18 protein-coding genes are annotated in these 16599 nt (G+C 62.5%); 9 read left to right on the forward strand and 9 right to left on the reverse strand.

Annotated elements, in window-relative coordinates; all coding sequences use genetic code 11:
- Positions 1-479 precede the first annotated feature (479 nt).
- Both L6639_RS03625 and L6639_RS03630 read left to right on the forward strand, forming a co-directional pair.
- On the forward strand, positions 480-2402 hold the full coding sequence (locus L6639_RS03625; RefSeq protein WP_237858971.1) for a hypothetical protein: 1923 nt from the start codon (positions 480-482) through the stop codon (positions 2400-2402).
- The gene (locus L6639_RS03630) at positions 2395-2742 is read left to right on the forward strand and encodes a hypothetical protein (protein WP_237858972.1); all 348 of its coding nucleotides are present in this window, start codon (positions 2395-2397) and stop codon (positions 2740-2742) included. Before L6639_RS03625 ends, L6639_RS03630 begins: the two co-directional genes overlap by 8 nt.
- A 122-nt stretch (positions 2743-2864) precedes the next feature.
- On the opposite strand, the gene L6639_RS03635 is transcribed toward L6639_RS03630, so the two are convergent.
- Positions 2865-3533, reverse strand: a complete 669-nt coding sequence (locus L6639_RS03635) for an NAD(P)-dependent oxidoreductase (RefSeq protein ID WP_237858973.1) — start codon at positions 3531-3533, stop codon at positions 2865-2867.
- Between the two features lie 58 nt (positions 3534-3591).
- Positions 3592-4065, reverse strand: coding sequence for an SRPBCC family protein (locus L6639_RS03640; RefSeq protein WP_237858974.1), 474 nt, complete (start codon positions 4063-4065; stop codon positions 3592-3594).
- A gap of 344 nt (positions 4066-4409) precedes the next feature.
- On the opposite strand from L6639_RS03640, the gene L6639_RS03645 reads away from it, so the two are divergent.
- A complete protein-coding gene (locus L6639_RS03645) occupies positions 4410-4763 on the forward strand; it encodes a cupin domain-containing protein (protein WP_036024830.1) in 354 nt (117 codons plus the stop codon).
- On the opposite strand, the gene L6639_RS03650 is transcribed toward L6639_RS03645, so the two are convergent.
- Positions 4764-5144, reverse strand: a complete 381-nt coding sequence (locus tag L6639_RS03650) for a DUF4267 domain-containing protein (RefSeq protein WP_237858975.1) — start codon at positions 5142-5144, stop codon at positions 4764-4766.
- 94 nt (positions 5145-5238) lie between these two features.
- Here L6639_RS03650 and L6639_RS03655 point away from each other — a divergent pair, with 94 nt between their 5' ends.
- Together L6639_RS03655 and L6639_RS03660 are read left to right on the forward strand one after the other, a co-directional pair.
- A complete protein-coding gene (locus tag L6639_RS03655; protein ID WP_237858976.1) occupies positions 5239-5808 on the forward strand; it encodes a TetR/AcrR family transcriptional regulator in 570 nt (189 codons plus the stop codon).
- Between the two features lie 81 nt (positions 5809-5889).
- Positions 5890-6780, forward strand: a complete 891-nt coding sequence (locus L6639_RS03660; protein WP_237858978.1) for a LysR family transcriptional regulator — start codon at positions 5890-5892, stop codon at positions 6778-6780.
- 9 nt (positions 6781-6789) lie between these two features.
- Here the strand turns inward: L6639_RS03660 and L6639_RS03665 are convergent, their stop codons facing one another.
- The 5 genes from L6639_RS03665 to L6639_RS03685 form a co-directional block, all read right to left on the reverse strand.
- On the reverse strand, positions 6790-7398 hold the full coding sequence (locus L6639_RS03665; protein ID WP_237858979.1) for a hypothetical protein: 609 nt from the start codon (positions 7396-7398) through the stop codon (positions 6790-6792).
- Positions 7399-7496: 98 nt separating this feature from the next.
- A complete protein-coding gene (locus tag L6639_RS03670) occupies positions 7497-7934 on the reverse strand; it encodes an acyl-CoA thioesterase (RefSeq protein ID WP_237858980.1) in 438 nt (145 codons plus the stop codon).
- Positions 7934-8842 (reverse strand): fumarylacetoacetate hydrolase family protein, encoded by a 909-nt coding sequence (locus L6639_RS03675; protein ID WP_237858981.1) that lies wholly within the window; start codon positions 8840-8842, stop codon positions 7934-7936. Before L6639_RS03675 ends, L6639_RS03670 begins: the two co-directional genes overlap by 1 nt.
- A 45-nt stretch (positions 8843-8887) precedes the next feature.
- Entirely contained in the window at positions 8888-9994 is a 1107-nt protein-coding gene (locus tag L6639_RS03680) for a cupin domain-containing protein (RefSeq protein ID WP_237858982.1), read from the reverse strand.
- A gap of 15 nt (positions 9995-10009) precedes the next feature.
- Positions 10010-11023, reverse strand: coding sequence for a carbon-nitrogen hydrolase family protein (locus tag L6639_RS03685; protein WP_237858983.1), 1014 nt, complete (start codon positions 11021-11023; stop codon positions 10010-10012).
- Positions 11024-11152: 129 nt separating this feature from the next.
- Here L6639_RS03685 and L6639_RS03690 point away from each other — a divergent pair, with 129 nt between their 5' ends.
- The 4 genes from L6639_RS03690 to L6639_RS03705 are packed head-to-tail and all read left to right on the forward strand — an operon-like array spanning position 11153 to position 15868.
- Entirely contained in the window at positions 11153-13312 is a 2160-nt protein-coding gene (locus L6639_RS03690) for a thiamine pyrophosphate-dependent enzyme (protein WP_237858984.1), read from the forward strand.
- Positions 13309-14874 (forward strand): indolepyruvate oxidoreductase subunit beta family protein, encoded by a 1566-nt coding sequence (locus tag L6639_RS03695; RefSeq protein WP_237858985.1) that lies wholly within the window; start codon positions 13309-13311, stop codon positions 14872-14874. The genes L6639_RS03690 and L6639_RS03695 overlap by 4 nt, the downstream gene beginning before the upstream one ends.
- 17 nt (positions 14875-14891) lie before the next feature.
- On the forward strand, positions 14892-15386 hold the full coding sequence (locus tag L6639_RS03700) for a MarR family winged helix-turn-helix transcriptional regulator (protein ID WP_237858987.1): 495 nt from the start codon (positions 14892-14894) through the stop codon (positions 15384-15386).
- A 56-nt stretch (positions 15387-15442) separates the two neighbouring features.
- Positions 15443-15868, forward strand: coding sequence for a MarR family winged helix-turn-helix transcriptional regulator (locus L6639_RS03705; protein WP_237858988.1), 426 nt, complete (start codon positions 15443-15445; stop codon positions 15866-15868).
- Here the strand turns inward: L6639_RS03705 and L6639_RS03710 are convergent.
- The gene (locus L6639_RS03710; protein ID WP_237858991.1) at positions 15865-16593 is read right to left on the reverse strand and encodes an SDR family NAD(P)-dependent oxidoreductase; all 729 of its coding nucleotides are present in this window, start codon (positions 16591-16593) and stop codon (positions 15865-15867) included. The two genes, L6639_RS03705 and L6639_RS03710, sit on opposite strands and share 4 nt — an antisense overlap.
- Positions 16594-16599: the final 6 nt, after the last annotated feature.

Consider the following 16599-nt stretch of genomic DNA (forward strand, 5'->3'; position numbering starts at 1 on the left):
AAAACAACCCCATGCACAGTAGCCGGTAGCATCGACGTCAATGGCTTAGTCCTCTCTTGCGGATTTTGCGAAATTCGCTTGTTCCGTCGGGCAAAACAGTGGCATAGTGTCATCATCCCGCTCGTGACCCAAGCGCTAACACTTGCGTCCCGGGCGCGCACGCAAAGGCGAATGCCGGGTTCGTATGGCCACGCGGAAGTCTCAAGGTCAGCCAAAGCGTTATGCGCGCCCCCCCGGGGGCCGGCGTCGTTCAAGCCAGAGGCATGCCGAATCCGGTTTTGATAGCGGATTGAACCGACGGCAATTCACCTCACTGCTTTACCTAGCATAGTGTGAAGTACATCATATTAAACCCCTGCGTGCAGTGCTCTACTTAGCGAATATTCGACTGCACGACGATCAATTCGAAATGAAGCCCATGCTCGTCGACACCAAAGGCTCGCGAGCTAAGCCATGTCCTGCCGAGGGAGGCTAACTCCATGGTGTGGCTACTGATCGGTTGGAAGAAATATTATGAGACACCAGTTGACGAGTCCGGCGCCGCGGTCGGTCCCGCGCGACTCGTTCGCGAGGAACCAATCTACGCAGATTTATCTCCTCAAGAGCTAGAGCGATACCACGCCTTATCCGACGACCAAGAACGACAGAAATTTTTAGAGGGCGTCACCACCACCACTTCCAAGCCTCCGGACTATGAGCCTTCTGTTGAGTCCTTGCGGGACTTGACGCGCGAACTTTCTGACCTGGCAACAAAGATCCAGGTCCGTTCAGAAGGCAGTCGTGCACATAATCGCGCCGCTGCGGAGACGCGCGTCAATGCACAGGATAGTTCTGCTGAACCAACCGGTCGAGTGACGTCCAATCGCGCCGCTGGGGCGCGTCCCCGAACAACGTCCGAGAATCGTTCAACAAATGGAGCAACTGGCGGCGCCATCAAAGCCTTGGGGAGACTCATTCGCGATCGCGCCTTGAGAAGCGGCGCAGAAATCACGGCCAGCCCGGAGGCTGAAACGGATGCCGCAAGCGCTGACCCGGATCCATTTCAATCTCCGTTTTCATGTAACGTGGTCGCGACTTTTGACGAATTTTGCAAAAAGGCGAACTTCAACCCTCCTACTCCCCTCGCATTCGATGCGCTACGCCTCTTCAAGGACTTCGAAAAGGAACAGCAACCGCAATCGCCAGGCAAAATCCAGTTGGCACTATCAGGGGAACGAAGGAGATTGGAGAGCACGATTGCCGAACATCAATGGCGGTTAGATGCCGTCAAGGGAAAGCTCGGTACATTGCCTTGGCGCGCACTGGCGATCTCTTCGTCTGGACTGAAGCGAAAGAGAAGGAAGAGCCGTGAGCTGTTGCTCCTCGACGAGCTCAACGTGCGGGGTGCTGCCTGGACAAAATTGGGCCAAGCGAAGGTCAGTTTTGACCCGGACCCGATTGGTAAAGCTACAAGACAAAAGATCAACCAGGCTGCGCGCCTTCTCGCTTCGGATTGGTCGGACAAGATACGTGTAGAAGATCAAGGCGTATTCTCTGTCTACCAGGACACTGAAGAGGGCCAGACAATTATTCAATTCGCATCGGGACAAGCGGGCAGTGTTTTCGTTACCTTGCCGGGCCTTCTCGATCCGACAGACGTCGCAAGACAGGTCTTGGAGGCAATGCGAGGCGCGCTGGCCGATGGACTTAATCCATCGGATCCGGTGGTCGTTCTAAATGGTGCGTTCCCAGAAATAAACATGAAGGAAATAATATCCGGGCGAGTTGTCGTGAGATCGCGATCCGATCAGGCCGAGCCGATAATGCAACGGATAGGGATGCTCTATGACAGGGCTCCACTCACACCAGAGAACACGTCAATTCTTTCGGCAATGCCAGCATCGGCGGAGGATCTCGCCCGTTTAGGTCTCGATTCTGCGGATTTTGATCTTTGGGAAGCATTACCTCAAGCCTACGGGCAAACGATAGCTGACCGCGGTTTCTCGCCTGCCTCTACCACACATGCGACAGCGTCAGAGTTCTCCCGCGCGCTGCGGAGCAAGGAGAACGTGATCGTCCTGGTTGCTCACGCAGAGAGCGACTGTCTCTATTTCCCGGACGGATCGCAAGTGCGGCCTGCCGATATCGAAGCGATGCGCGACGAGATCGATCGCAACAAGCCGGTTGTCTATCTCTTTTGTTGCGAGACGGCACAATACTCAATGGTGGAGTCCATTTCTCAAACCCTGTTGCGGTGTGGTGCGGCGGCCGTAGTGGCCCCTCAGGAAACCATTCGACCGGATCTATCGCGACCGTTGTTCTCCAACTTCCTTGCGCTGGCCTCGGGACAGCCCCCAATTACGGGTCTTCGTGACGCTGAAAATGCTACCGGCAATTACAGTATGGAGACGTGGCTTGGCTAACATCATCAACTACTTTTCACTTTGGACTACGGTCCCCGAACTCGGCGGTTCGAGCGGTCAAAGCCGTGTGCGACAACCCTTGATCCTCTTGGGTGTCTTGCTCGGCGCGTTGGCCAAGGTCGTCTACGACTGGCTGACTTCTCAGGCATCCGCTTCGCTCAGTTGGTCATCTTTTGCTGTGGCGGCGATTGCCGGGCTCGTTGCCTTTCCTTACCTATACGAGAAGGCTGGTCTCAACCGCGGGCAGCTCACTTTGGCTAAGTGGTTAGTAGCATTTCAAAATGGCTTCTTCTGGAGCGTTGCAATGGATGCGATATCCAAGCTCCACGGGCACGGTTGAAAGCGCGGGCTCGGCCCTATGATTTTGGAGTCATCTTTCCAATTGGCAAACACACCCGGCGAGATTCTCGCGCCGTTTCCATCCACCATCGCCCTCACGGGAGGAAGCAGAGGCCTCGCCCCTCATCCCGTGATCAACGGAGCACGATGCAGCCAATCGTCGCTGCGCAGTTGATCCAGGACGAATGTCGCGACGTCCTGTCGGGAGATGCTGCCGCCGTGGAAATCCGAGAGATCCGTCAGGGCCCGCGCCGAGCCACGACCCGGCTTGTCGTTCAGAACAGTGGGACGAATGACGACCCAGTCGAGCCCGCTCTCCCTCACGATGGCTTCCTGCCGGTCCTTGTCGGCATACACGTTCTTCAGAAGCAGCGGGAAGATCACGCGATCGAAGACGAAGCCGCCGTGCCCGCGGCTGTCGCCGGCGCCCATCCCCGTGATGGCCACCAGACGAGATACGTGCTCGGCCTTCATCGCCTGGACGAGCACGCGCGTCGCGGTCGAGAGCAGCGTCACCTCGCGGAAGGGGCTTGCCGGCGTGCCAAGCGCGCTGACGACGGCGTCCTGTCCCCTGAGCACTTCGCGAAGCACCTTCTCGTCGCGCACGTCGCCGACAACGAGCCGGGCGCCGTTCAGATCGCCGGTCTTTTCCGGTGACCGCACCAGCGCGGTGACCTGATGGCCGCGGGCGAGCGCTTGCTGAACGATCTGGCGACCGGTGCCGCCGGTTGCGCCAAGAACCAGGATCTTCGTTGCGGATGTCTTCGCGTTGTTGTCCGTGAGCGTGTTCATTGTTGCCTCCATGAATGAGAGTGATCGGGGACCAGATTGCTCGGCGTAATGGGATTGGTCAGAGCGTGCCGTCGGCCAGCAGCTCGCGGGTGCGCTTGAGCGTCGACAGCAGCGCGGCCCTGTAGCCCTTGTCGCTGTCGGACTGCGCCTGCTCGGCCCGCTCCTCGGGACCATCAGGCCGCTTTCCGCGCAGGCCGACGTAGCAGTAGAATCTGAGTTGCAGCTCGCCGGCGTCGTTCTCGACGATCTCGTTGACGATGACGCCTTCGCGCGGGCCGGTGGCCTGGAAGAACGTGACCTTGCTCTGAGCTTCGAGCGTGATGATCTCGCGCAGATCCGCGCCGGCGATCGTGGCTTCGCGCACCAGGTGCGTTGCGCTCTCCTCGACGACGTCGCAGCGCGTGCAGAGGCCGGGCGGCAGGAAAAGGCGGGCGTCGCGCGCCTTGAGCTCCAGCCCTTTCCAGACCTGCTCGCGGGTCAGCGTGGCTTCGCCCTCAGGGTTCGCGGGGACGGTGGCGGTCGAATAGATCATGACGATCGTCCTTGTCGCTGTGGTTGACGTTCGGCCGCGTCAGCGGTGTCGACCGAGTTCGTAGCCACGAAACTAGCGATCCAAATCAATCACGATAGCCGACTATTTTGGACAGTTCGTCTCACTGGTGGAACGATCGCTTCCGGGAGCGGCCGTCAGGCCGGGCGCCCGCAATCGCCTGAGCACCGGCAGGCTCGTCATGGTTCCGGCTATGGCGATGCGGAACTCGTGCGCCTCTCGGCCATGCCTAAGTCGCAGCAGTCTCGTTCCGTGATTGAGCTCGTGCTAACCAGCACGCCCCCGTCTTGCAAACGTGGACCAGACCGCTCGCTCAAGGAAACGCCATGAAAGCACCCGCAAATCTCGCCGAGAAGCTCGCAACATTCACCGACCGTTTCTCTCCGCGCACGGTCGCGACTTACAACGACAATGACATTATGGTGGCCAAGCTCGAGGGGCCCTTTCATTGGCACAAGCACGAGGATACGGACGACTTTTTTCTCGTGCTCAGCGGGACGCTCGACATCGAACTGCGGGATCGCACGGTCACACTCAACCCGGGCGAGGTTTTTGTCGTCCCCAAGGGCGTTGAGCACAGGCCCGTGGCGCGGGGCGAAGTGCACATCCTCTTGATCGAACCGACGGGGACGCCGAATTCGGGTGACAAGGCCACCGCGGCGCCTCGTATCCTCGTCTGATCAACCCGCGTTCGCGATCAGAGGGATCGCCGCCAGGATCATCAGCGCCGCGGTGAGGCCATGGACACCCAACGCCCTCGCCGTCGAGCCCTTCGCGGCGAGGATGAGCGACATGTCACCCACGGGGATGATCGCTTCGATCAGCAGCACCACGCCGAGCATCCGCGGGCCGCCCCACGCCATCAAGGCGAGCACGACCAGTCCCGAGACGACGTCGCGCACGCCCTTGAGCCGCAGCCACCAGGCGACGTTCGGCCCCTGCTCGGGAAGCGGCAGGCCAAAGCTCTGCGTCGCGGCCCGCGGGTTGGTCAGGTACATGACTCCGATGGCGATGATGCCGAGGGCCGCTAGCCACGCCACAGCGATTGAAAACCAGGACATAGACGCCTCCTTCTTTCGTTGCTAACTATTCTAGCATTGCTAGACTATCAAGTACCGCTATTATGTCGCGCCATCACGGTTTGGAGATCAGGTCTTGGGTGTCGCCGAGAGGAAAACCAGGGAGCGGGCCGACCGGGAGCACCGCATCACGGCGGCAGCTCGGCTGATTGCCGAGCGGGAGGGATGGCCTGCCGTCACGATCCGGCGGCTTGCCGACGAGATCGAATACAGCCAGCCTGTGGTCTATTCTCACTTCGAGAACAGGGACGCGATCGTGACAGCGGTCGCGCTCGAAGGATTCGGCGAACTCGCCAAAGCGCTTCGAAAGGCCGCGCACCGATCGGGAGATCGAGGAAAAGCGATCGAGAACGTCGCAATGGCGTATCTCACCTTTGCGCGCCAGCACCCGGCGCTCTATGAGGCGATGTTCACTCTGCCGACCAGCCTCCGCTTCGCGGAAGCCGACACCAAGCCGGAGTTGAAGGACGGTTTTGCGGCGCTGGCTTCCGTGGTCGCACCGTCGAGAGGCGACGTCGAGGTCGCGACCGAGACATTCTGGGCGGCTCTTCACGGATTGGCCGAGCTCGAGCGCTCCGGTCGGATCAGGAAGAGTGCGCGAGATCAGCGAATAGCGTTGGTGGTGCGCGGACTTCTTGACTCCTGAGCAAGACAAGACGAACGCGCAGTCAACCGCGATCAGCCCGGCGGCGCGGCCGGGTCGCTCACCAAATCACAGGTGGACCGTATGGATTTGCTTGCCCTCACCGATTTCAACCTGGTTGCACGACATGGAGGCTTCGGGAAAGCCGCCCGAGCCTCTGGACGGCCGAAGGCAACGCTCTCTCGCCGGGTCTCCGAGTTGGAGAGCAGCCTTGATCTGCGCCTGTTCGAGCGCGGCGCGCGGACCGTCAAGCTCACCCAGGAAGGACGAGCGCTTCACGAGCGGACGGCGGCACTCCTCACTGATCTCGAACAGACAGCAGTGGCGATTGCGTCCGGCGGCGACAAGCCGCGCGGAAGGTTGCGGGTCAGCGCACCGCTATTGTTTTCGCAGACCGCGATGGGAAAGCTGGCTGCCGGCTTCGCGCTGAAATATCCTGAGGTCCGCCTCGAGATCACGACGGAAGACCGTTCCGTCGACATGATCGAGGAAGGCTATGATCTCGTGATCAGGGTCAATCCGGATCCGGATGAAACGCTGGTCGGACGAATTCTGATGCGCGATCGGCTGGTGGTGGTGGCGAGCCCCGACCTGAAGCGTCCGAAAAGCGATCGCGCCGTTCCGACCGTGGTACGGGGCGCGGGCGATCTGGGCCCTGGCTGGGACGTGACTGCACGCGGCCGGAAAATTCGGATCCCGACCGATCCGGTGCTTCGCCTGTCGTCGCTCATCATGGTCCGCGACGCCGTCCGCGCCGGCGTGGGTGCCGCGCGCCTTCCAGTGTCGCTCGTCAGTCACGATCTCAGTGCCGGCAAGCTCGTCCATTGGGGCGATGTCGACGGGCCGCCGATCGCGCTCTGGGCACTCTATCCATCGCGCAGATTGCTGAGTGCCCGGGTATCGGCCTTCCTGGATTTCCTCAAGGCAGCCTTCCCCTCGGGTACGCCTGAGGAACTCGCCGCCTTCATCGATTAGGCGACCGCCTCATATCCTGTCTTTCCTCACCACCCGCGTCAGCATCGGAAAATGCTTGTTGCCGCCTGCGAATGGCGGGAATTTCACGAAGTCGGCGCGCATGTGCTTGATCACGTCGGAGCCGAGCGCGTGCGCGAGGGCCTGCGGGCTGTCGAACACCAGCTTGTTGCGCTGCATGTGCTCGACGCGCTGCGACGGCAGGCGGTCGATCCAATCAATGCGGGTGTAGATCTCGATCTGGCGGACATCAGGGAAGGTCCGCATGATCGATGGGTGATGCTCGAGATAATGCAGGTTCCAGGCGTTCATGTCCTCGGCCGGGCCGGGATAGTGGACGAGGTAGCTGCACGGCGTTGTCGTCCCTGCCGGATGGTCCGCGACATCGACGGGGAATGCGCGTGTCAGCATCACCTGGTGCGTAACGTCGAGCCCGGTGAGGCCGGCGTGTCCGGCCCCTATCGCGAGGCTGGCAAGGATGCTGCCGCCGTCCATCGCCGCCTCGCAGGCGAACAGGTCGGGAAAGCGCAGTTGAAGCGCAAACACGGGGCCTGAGCCGTCGGCCTTGTAGGGATGATCGACCGACTGTTCGAGCGGCGTGAACAGCAGGGCCTCGGTCATGTCAGGGATCGATCCGACCAAGTCCGCCGCGGCGTCCACCTCGTCAGGGCGTACTCGCCGTTGACCCGTGGAATCGGAGAATGTCATGAACAGCGAGATCATGCCAGTGTTGCCTCGGTCCCCTCACCCGCGGTCACATGGGCCATGAGCGCAGCTCTGATGTCGTCGGGCCATGGGATCGCATGATGATCGACCAGCGAGGTCGCGGCCAGGATCTGGCGCGCGCGCCAACGCGGGCCGTTCGCGCCTGATATGACATGATCCAGATGGAGCGAGGAACCGCCGACCTTGATGATACGCAGATTGAAGATCAAGAGATCGCCGAACATCGACGGACGCGAAAAGTCGCAGGCGAGATGCACCGTCGGCGTCCCGATCTTCCTGATGGTGATCAGCTCCGGCCATGGAAAGCCGACTTCAACCCAGAAGTCCTCGACGACACCGTTGAGGATGTTCAGATAGGACGGGAAGTACGCGATGCCCGAGGGGTCGCAGTCTCCGAACCTGAGCTCGCGATCGAACGAGAAGACCGTCATCAGATCGCAACGACGGGATGCCTGAGGACGCCAACGCCGTCGACCCCGGCCTCGACCACGTCGCCCGGCCACAGCCATTCCTGCGGGCTCATGCCGGCGCCGACGCCTTCAGGCGTTCCTGTCGCGATGATGTCGCCCGGCTCGAGCGTCATGCCCGACGAAATGTCCGAGATCAGCACCGGGATGTCGAAGATCATGTATTTGGTGTTGGAGTCCTGCTTCATGACGCCGTTCTTGGTCAGCCACAGCCTGAGATCGTGCGGATCGGGAATCTCGTCCGCGGTGACGATGCAGGGGCCGAAAGGCGCATAGGTGTCCATGCCCTTGGAAAAGATCCATTGCCCGGCGCGGCGGTTGTCGCGCGCGGAAATGTCGATCATCACGGAATAGCCGAACACGTGGTCCATCGCCTTGTCGGTGGAGATGCGCGTTGCGGTCTTGCCGATGATGACTGCGAGCTCGACCTCCCAGTCGAGCTGCTGCGTCATCTTGGCATTGTGATGGATCGCACCGCCCGGGCCGACGACCGATGTCGGCGGCTTGGAGAAGACGACCGGCTGCTTCGGCAGGTCCTTGTCGGTGTCGAGACTCTCAGCGGACTCCGCCACGTGCGCGCGGTAGTTCAGCCCGATGCCGAAGATGTTTTTGCGCGGACGCGGGATCGGAGCTTGCAGCCTGACGTCCTCGACTGCGACGGCAGAGCCAGCCGGGAAACGGCCGTTGGCGTCCTCCAGTGCCTCCTTAAGCGCAGGCAGCAGGGTCACGCTGTTGTCGATGAACGACAGCATATCATCGGGCCATGTCACGCCGCTGGACGCACCGAGGTGCTCGACATCGACGACCAGTCCGCCCGCAAGAGCTCCAAGACGGGCACCGCTGTTGCCCAAGGTGTAGGTGACGAGACGCATGAAAGGCTTTACCCGGCTGTTCTGGTTGAATTTTGCAAAGAGATATCAGGCCGCGACCGATTGATAGCCGCCGTTGTCGCCATAGGCCTCTTCCCGGTAGAGCCCGAGGCCTTCGATAACAGGCAGATCGTTGAAGCAGAACAGGCAGGCGTCCTCGCTCGCGGAGGCATTGCCGTGCTCGTGCCAGGCCCAGGAGGGAACGCAGAAGATGTCGCGCTCCTCCCATTCGAGCCGCTTGCCGCCAATGATCGAATAGCCGCGCCCCTTGGCGACCTGGTAGAGAAAGCTGCCGGTATGCCGGTGCGATTTTGTTTTTTCGCCGGGCCGCAGCAATTGCATGCTGGCGCCGATCGTCTGCATGACGTGACCGCCGGTGATCGGATTGACGTAGTTCATGAGCGTGCCGTCGTAAGGCGAGCCGTCCGTCGCCGCGGCGTATTTCTGCAAGGACTCGTAGGTCGGCTCCCACTCATATTTGAACATGGGGGAATAGCCCTTCGCCCATTTCGAGCCGGCTGGACGAAGACCGGGATTGCCCCAGGTCTTGGTCATGTCGTCGACGGGATAGCCTGACGGCTCCTGCTGGAGCTTTGGATGCACGACGAAGAAATTGGCTTCCAGCGCATTGACCAGCGGGATGTCGAGGCCATCCTGCCAGATGCACACCGAGCCGTTGCCCTCGACGCCGTGCTCGTGCCAGGTGCCGTTCGGCGTCAGCACGAAATCTCGCGCGCCCAGCGTCATCTTGTGGCCGTCGACGACGGTGTAGGCGCCCGCGCCTTCCATGATGAAGCGCAGCGCCGAGGCCGAGTGGGCATGGGCCGTGGCGACCTCGCCGGGATGCATGACCTGCAATCCCGAATAGAGCCAGCCGACCGCGGCGGACACATCGCGCCTTCCAGGATTGTTGAGATAGATCACCCGCCGCCCGGCCTTCTCCGGCGAGACCAGATCGACCGAGCGCAGCACATGCTCGCGCAGATCCTTGTAGCGCCAGAGCACGGGGACTGAGGCAGATTGCGGCGCCCACGGCTCGATCTTGTTGGCGACAGTCCAGAGCGCGCCGGCCTCGTACTTTTCGAGATCCTTGTAGTAGGCCTTGAGCTCGGGCGTATCCTCGACATTGGCCCGACCGATCACGTTCTCGCGCATGCTGTCCTCCAAAGTCTATTCCGATCTCAGCGGGATCGGCGTAAAGCTCTGCTCCGCGGCGTCGCCCTCGCCTGCGATGCCCAGCGGCGCCAGGGGACGCCTGTTGACCCGCAAATCAAACACGTCGAACCGGTTGTAGTGACCGACGATGTCGTGCATCTGCTTCGGCTGGATGCAGCGCTCGAGGTCGATGTCGGCATAGACGATGCCTTCGTCGTCGATCAGCGACGTGCCGACCACACGGCCATCGGGCCCGATGATGCCGGAGAACGCGCTCGATTTGCGCTGCAAACGCGCACGCGCGTCGGGGACGATGGTCTCCATCGCCGCGATGATCTCCTCCGACACGGTCGAGCAGGAGACGACGGTAAAGATCTTGCCTTCGAAGGAATGGGCGATCGCGCGCAGCTTGATCGCCTCCGCCATGTCATAGTCAGGCGGGGCGACGGGAAGCGAGATGTAGCTGGCGACGTGCACGAGTTCACCCTGGCCCAAGAGCGCAAAGCGCGCGAGCGTGTTGGTGTTCTCGCCGCAGGCAAGGCCGCCCAGACGCCCGATCTCGGTATCATAGACGCGCAGGCTCGAGCCGTCACCGCCGGTCCAGGTCAGCTTCTCTGCCCAGGTCGGCACCAGCTTGCGGTGCTTGCCGAGCAGTGCGCCATCCGGCCCGATGAAAACAAGCGTATTGTAGATCGCGCCGAGCGAGACCGGGCTGCGCTCGTTCACGCCGAGCACAACATAGCAACTGCAATCGCGCGCGGCCTTCCTGACGACGTCGACCTCCGGGCCCGGCACCAGCACCGAGACCTTTGCGAGCTTCTCGAACCACGCGCTGCCGGTGACGGGATCGGTGATCCAGTTCCAATAGGGGTAACCGGGCACGAATACTTCGGGGAACGCGACGAGTTTCGCGCCGTTGGCCGCGGCCTCACGCACCAGTGAGGCGGCTTTGTCGGCGGTCGCGCTCGCGTTGAGATAGACTGGTGAAGCCTGGACGGCGGCGGCTCTAAAGCGAGGCAGCTTCAGCATCGGCCCTACCCTGTCGGCTCGCTCATGACCGCCTTGCCGAAAGAGACCATCCGCAGGCGTGATAGCATGGCGCGGCGTTGACTTACTTCACATGTAAACGTATGCTATCGCATATTTCTGGAGGGTGCAATGGCTGAACGTTCCTTTGCTCGCGAAGTCGAGGATCTCCGGCTCGGCGACGGCGACACCTTCCGCGGCGAAGGCATCCTCGCCATCACCAAGGCGCTGCTGCAATCCGGCGTCGCCTATGTCGGCGGCTACCAGGGCTCGCCGATCTCGCATCTGATGGACGTGCTCGCCGACGCCAAGGACGTGCTCGACGATCTCGGCGTCGTGTTCCAGAGCTCGGCCAACGAAGCGGCCGCCGCGGCGATGCTGTCGGCCTCGGTGATGTATCCCCTGCGCGGCGCGGTGGCGTGGAAATCCACCGTCGGCACCAACGTCGCCTCCGACGCGCTCGCCAATCTCGCCTCGGGCGGCGTCACCGGCGGCACCATGATCATCGTCGGCGAGGATTATGGCGAGGGCTCCTCCATCATGCAGGAGCGCACGCATGCGTTTGCGATGAAGTCGCAGATGTGGCTGCTCGATCCTCGTCCCGAGCATGAATGCATCGTCAATCTCATCGAGAAGGGCTTTGAGCTCTCCGAGTTCTCCAACACGCCCGTCATGCTCGAGGTGCGCGTGCGCGCCTGTCACATGCACGGCAGCTTTGCCTGCAAGGACAACCGCAAACCGGCGCACACCATCAAGGACGCGCTGAACAATCCCAGGCGCGACGTCAATCGTATCGTGCTGCCGCCGGCGGCCTATGAGCACGAGCAGGAGAAGATCAAAACGCGGATGCCAGCGGCTGTTGGATTCATCCGCGACAACAAGCTGAATGAATGGATGGGACCGACGCAGGGCAAGGTCGGCATCATCATGCAGGGCGGCATGTACAACAATGTCATCCGCGCGCTGCAATATCTTGGGCTGTCAGACGCCTACGGCAACACGCAAGTGGCGCTCTACGTCATGAACGTCACCTACCCCGTGATCGACACGGAGGTCGCGGAGTTCTGCGCCGGCAAGGACGCGGTGCTCGTCGTCGAAGAGGGCCAGCCGGAATATCTGGAGCAGGCCATCAACACCGTGCTGCGCCGCAGGGATATCCAGGCGCGCGTTCACGGCAAGGACGTGCTGCCGATGGGCGGCGACTACACCGCGCAGGTGCTGCTCGGCGGCGTCAGGGAATTTCTGGAGAAGACCGAGCCGCGGCTGCTCGGCAACCGGCCGCCGGCGCCGGATGCCGCGCCCGTGCTCAATCACCCCGCGGTCGAGAAGCTCAAGCAGGTGGTGCCGGCGCGCCCGCCCGGGCTCTGCACCGGCTGCCCGGAACGGCCGATCTTCGCCGCCATGAAGCTGGTCGAGGAAGAGCTCGGCCAGCACCACGTCTCCGCCGACATCGGCTGCCATCTGTTCTCGATCCTGCCGCCGTTCAACATCGGAGCAACCACGATGGGCTTCGGCCTCGGCCCGGCCTCGACCTCGGCCTTCAACGTCAAGGCCGACAAGCGCTCGATCGCGGTGATGGGCGATGGCGGCTTCTGGCACAACGGATTGACCAGCGGCATCGGCAATGCCGTGTTCAACAAGCATGACGGCGTGTTCGTCATCGTCGATAATTTCTACACCTCGGCGACCGGCGGTCAGGACATCCTGTCCTCGCGCGCGATCAACAAGCGGCGCGACACCAACAATTCGATCGTCAAGGCGGTGAAGGGCATCGGCGGGCAATGGGTGCGTCAGCTCGACCGCACCTACGACGTCGCCAAGATGCGCGACATTCTGAAGGAGGCGCTGACGACCAAGGACGAAGGCCCCAAGGTCGTTGTCGCCTCCTCCGAATGCATGCTGAACAAGCAGCGCCGCGTGAAGCCGCAGATCAACAAGGCGATCAAGGACGGCGTGCGCATCGTCAAGGAGCGCTTTGGCGTCGACGAGGATGTCTGCACCGGCGACCACGCCTGCATCCGCCTCTCCGGCTGCCCGTCGCTGTCGGTGAAGCAGCTCGACGATCCCCTGCGCGACGATCCCGTCGCGGCGATCGACAATTCCTGCGTCGGTTGCGGCAATTGCGGCGAGGTCTCGGAGGCTGCCGTGCTCTGCCCCTCGTTCTATCGCGCCGACGTCATTCATAATCCGACCGGCTGGGACAAGTTCAAATCGAAGATCGCGATGAACGTGATCGGCTGGCTGCAGCGGCGGCGCGACCGCCGCCGGCCGGCGCTCGAGGCACTGGCATGAGGGACGAGACGGTCCGGCTGGCCCTGCCCGCTTCAGGCGAAGCGACCGAGCGGCCGATCTCGATCGCGATCGTCGCGATGGGCGGCCAGGGCGGCGGCGTGCTGACAGACTGGATCGTGCAGCTCGCCGAGAACCATGGCTGGGTCGCGCAATCGACCTCCGTGCCCGGCGTTGCCCAGCGTACCGGCGCCACGATCTATTACATCGAGGCGATGCCGCCGCTTGACGGCCGCAAGCCGATCCTGTCGCTGATGCCGACGCCCGGCGATGTCGACGTGGTGATGGCGGCGGAGTTCATGGAGGCCGGCCGCTCGATCCTGCGCGGCCTGGTGACGCCTGACCGTACCACGCTGATCGCGTCCAATCACCGCTCGTTCGCGGTTGGCGAGAAGATCGCGCCGGGCAACGGTATCGCCGACAGCGGCGCCGTCACCGGCGCCATTGGCATTGCGGCGAAGACCGAGATTATCTTCGATCTGAATGCGCTCGCGATCGCGCATGGCAGCGTCATCTCGGCCGCGATGTTCGGCGCGCTCGCCGCGGCCGGTGTGCTGCCGTTCAGCCGCGACAGCTATCTCGACGTGATTCGCGCCGGCGGCAAAGGCGCCAAGGCCAGCGTCGAGACGTTCGAGGCTGCCTTCGCGCGGGTCAAATCCGGTCCGGCCGAGGTTGCAGCCCCGACGCAAGCGAAACCGGTCAGCAAGATCCCCTCGTCCGCAATCTCAGATCCGCAGCTCGGCGCACTGATCGCAAGATTGAACCAGGAACTGCCCGCGCCTGCGCTTGCCATGGCGCGCGCGGGCTTGCGCAAGGTTGTCGACTTCCAGGACGTCGCCTATGGCGGCGAATATCTCGATATCCTCAAGGTCCTGCACGCGGCCGACCGAAGCGCTGGCGGCGGCGCGCACGCCTATGCCTTCACGGAGGTCGCGGCAAAGTACCTCGCCAACGCCATGAGCTATGACGACGTGATCCGCGTCGCCGACCTCAAGACCCGCGCCGGTCGCCGCACGCGCATCGAGAACGAGCTCGAGATGTCGGACGGACAGGTGCTGCAGACCACGGAATTCATGCATCCGCGCATGGAGGAAGTGATGGGCATGCTGCCCGTGGGCGTCAGCCGCTGGCTTGGCGCGCGACCGCGCCTGCTCGGCTGGCTCGATCGGCGTGTCAACAAAGGGCGCCGAGTGAAGACCTATTCGCTGCCCTGGTTCCTGGCGCTCTATGTCGTCGGCGGGATGCGCGGCTTGCGCCGCCGCTCGCTCCGTCACGCCGTCGAGACGGCGCACCGGGATGCCTGGCTCAAGGCCGCGACCGACGCTGTCGCCAACAATTACCAGCTCGGCGTCGAAATCCTGCAATGCCGCCGCCTCGTCAAAGGCTATTCCGATACCCACAGCCGCGGCTTGTCGAAATTCGACAGGACGCTCGCTGCGATCAAGCTGGTCGAACGCCGCGAGGATGCCGCCGACTGGGCGCGCCGATTGCGCGAGGCCGCGCTGAAGGACAGCGCTGGCACGGCACTCGACGGCGTAATCCAGACCATCAAGACTTTCGCATGATTCAAACGGACCGGGCGATGCCGGCAGCACTCAAAGAGAACGTTGTTCCCGTGCCCGGGCAGATCGAAACCCGGCTCTGGCTGCAATTGCTGTCGTTGCATGGCGAGCTGTTCGCCTCGCTCAATTCGATGCTGAACTCCGAGTTCGGCCTGTCGCTGGCAAAATTCGACGTGCTGGCCCAGCTCGATCGTTACAGGGATGGTCTCGCGCTCGGCCAATTGTCGCAAAACCTGAAGGTCACCGGCGGCAATGTCTCCGGCCTAGTGCAGCGCCTGCTCGCCGACGATCTCATCAGCCGGGAGATGTCGAGCGAGGACCGGCGGTCCTTCATCGTCCGCCTGACGCCGAAGGGCGAAGCACTTTTCAGGAAGGCGGCCGAAATCCACAAGAAACATCTCGCCAAACGGTTCGAGAACGTCCCGGCCCGGGATCTGGACAGCGCGCTGTCCGTGCTGAAATCGCTGTCCTCAAATGATCATACCGAGAGCAAGAAGCAAAGTCGCAAGAGATAATGGCCAGAGAATCCAAGAGCAGATGGAAATCGGGTCCGCCGCGGACGCGGGACCAGTTGCAAACCTACATACCGTATCTGTTCAACCGGCTCGCCAATCGCTGGAACCTCGATCAGAACCGCGACCTCAGCGAGCACGGCATCAACAATGTCGTGTTCCGGACACTGTCGGTGCTGTTCATCTACAAGACCCTGACAGTCAACGAGGTCGCCGTGCTCGCGGTGACCGAGCAGTCGACGGCAAGCCGCATGGTCGAGTCCATGGTGTCATCGGGCCTCGTCAAGCGCGAGATCGCCGAGGAGGACCAGCGCCGCCGCGTCGTCGGGCTGACGCCTGACGGAGAGGCGCTGCTGCGCAAGATCTGGCCGATCATGGCGAACAATTACGACAGACTGATCGAAGGCATCGACCCTGACGACATCGAGGTCTGCGCGCGCGTGCTGGCCAAGATGGTCGAGAATATCAGGCAGAACCAGATTTAGGGGCCAAGGCCGACGAGGCTGGTGCCGCCGCAGACATAGAGCACCTGGCCGGTGACGAAGTCCGAGCGCTCGTCGAGGAAGAACGAGATCGCGTGCGCGACATCCTCGCGCGAGCCGAGCCGGCCGACCGGGACGTTGCGCGCCATCCGCTCCTGCTGCTCGGAGCCTTTCGGGATGATGCCCCAAAAATTGTCGGTCAGGATCGGCCCGGGCGCGACGACGTTCACGGTGATGCCGCTCGCGGCGAGCTCCAGCGCCCAGGTCCGCGCCATGCCGTGCACGCCGGCCTTGGTGGCCGAATAGGCCGATCGCGTCGCCGCCCCCATCGCGGCACGCGACGAGACGAACACGATACGCCCGAAGCGACGCGCGAGCATCCCCTCCAGCGCCGCCTGGGTCAGCAGCATCGGGGCGCCCAGATGCAGCTGCGCCAACATCAGGATGTCTTCCGGCCTGGCATCGGGCAGCAGGTTCGGCAGGATCACGCCGGCATTGTGCACGAGGCGATCGATGGCATGGTCGCGGCAAATCTCCTGCGAGATGGCGCGTGTCTCCTCAAGGTTGGAGAGATCGGCGCAATAGGCTGCGAGCAGTTCGTGCGTCCAGCTCGGCTTCTCCAGCCCGACCGAGACCACGCGCTCCCCGCGCGCGACGAGCTTCTTCGCCAGTGCCTCGCCGATCCCCGAATTGCCGCCGGTGATGAGTGTGGTGCGGATCTCGACCATGATCAG

The sequence above is a fragment of the Bradyrhizobium zhengyangense genome, assembly GCF_022012555.1.
GTDB classification, from domain to species: Bacteria; Pseudomonadota; Alphaproteobacteria; order Rhizobiales; family Xanthobacteraceae; genus Bradyrhizobium; species Bradyrhizobium zhengyangense.

Bases quoted from the DNA above. Each gene is read 5' to 3' on its own strand.
- L6639_RS03625 (WP_237858971.1), top strand. From the start codon at position 480: ATGGTGTGGCTACTGATCGGTTGGAAGAAATATTATGAGACACCAGTT.
- L6639_RS03635 (WP_237858973.1), bottom strand. From the start codon at position 3,533: ATGAACACGCTCACGGACAACAACGCGAAGACATCCGCAACGAAGATC.
- L6639_RS03640 (WP_237858974.1), bottom strand. From the start codon at position 4,065: ATGATCTATTCGACCGCCACCGTCCCCGCGAACCCTGAGGGCGAAGCC.
- L6639_RS03645 (WP_036024830.1), top strand. From the start codon at position 4,410: ATGAAAGCACCCGCAAATCTCGCCGAGAAGCTCGCAACATTCACCGAC.
- L6639_RS03650 (WP_237858975.1), bottom strand. From the start codon at position 5,144: ATGTCCTGGTTTTCAATCGCTGTGGCGTGGCTAGCGGCCCTCGGCATC.
- L6639_RS03660 (WP_237858978.1), top strand. From the start codon at position 5,890: ATGGATTTGCTTGCCCTCACCGATTTCAACCTGGTTGCACGACATGGA.
- L6639_RS03665 (WP_237858979.1), bottom strand. From the start codon at position 7,398: ATGACCGAGGCCCTGCTGTTCACGCCGCTCGAACAGTCGGTCGATCAT.
- L6639_RS03670 (WP_237858980.1), bottom strand. From the start codon at position 7,934: ATGACGGTCTTCTCGTTCGATCGCGAGCTCAGGTTCGGAGACTGCGAC.
- L6639_RS03675 (WP_237858981.1), bottom strand. From the start codon at position 8,842: ATGCGTCTCGTCACCTACACCTTGGGCAACAGCGGTGCCCGTCTTGGA.
- L6639_RS03680 (WP_237858982.1), bottom strand. From the start codon at position 9,994: ATGCGCGAGAACGTGATCGGTCGGGCCAATGTCGAGGATACGCCCGAG.
- L6639_RS03685 (WP_237858983.1), bottom strand. From the start codon at position 11,023: ATGCTGAAGCTGCCTCGCTTTAGAGCCGCCGCCGTCCAGGCTTCACCA.
- L6639_RS03690 (WP_237858984.1), top strand. From the start codon at position 11,153: ATGGCTGAACGTTCCTTTGCTCGCGAAGTCGAGGATCTCCGGCTCGGC.
- L6639_RS03695 (WP_237858985.1), top strand. From the start codon at position 13,309: ATGAGGGACGAGACGGTCCGGCTGGCCCTGCCCGCTTCAGGCGAAGCG.
- L6639_RS03700 (WP_237858987.1), top strand. From the start codon at position 14,892: ATGCCGGCAGCACTCAAAGAGAACGTTGTTCCCGTGCCCGGGCAGATC.
- L6639_RS03710 (WP_237858991.1), bottom strand. From the start codon at position 16,593: ATGGTCGAGATCCGCACCACACTCATCACCGGCGGCAATTCGGGGATC.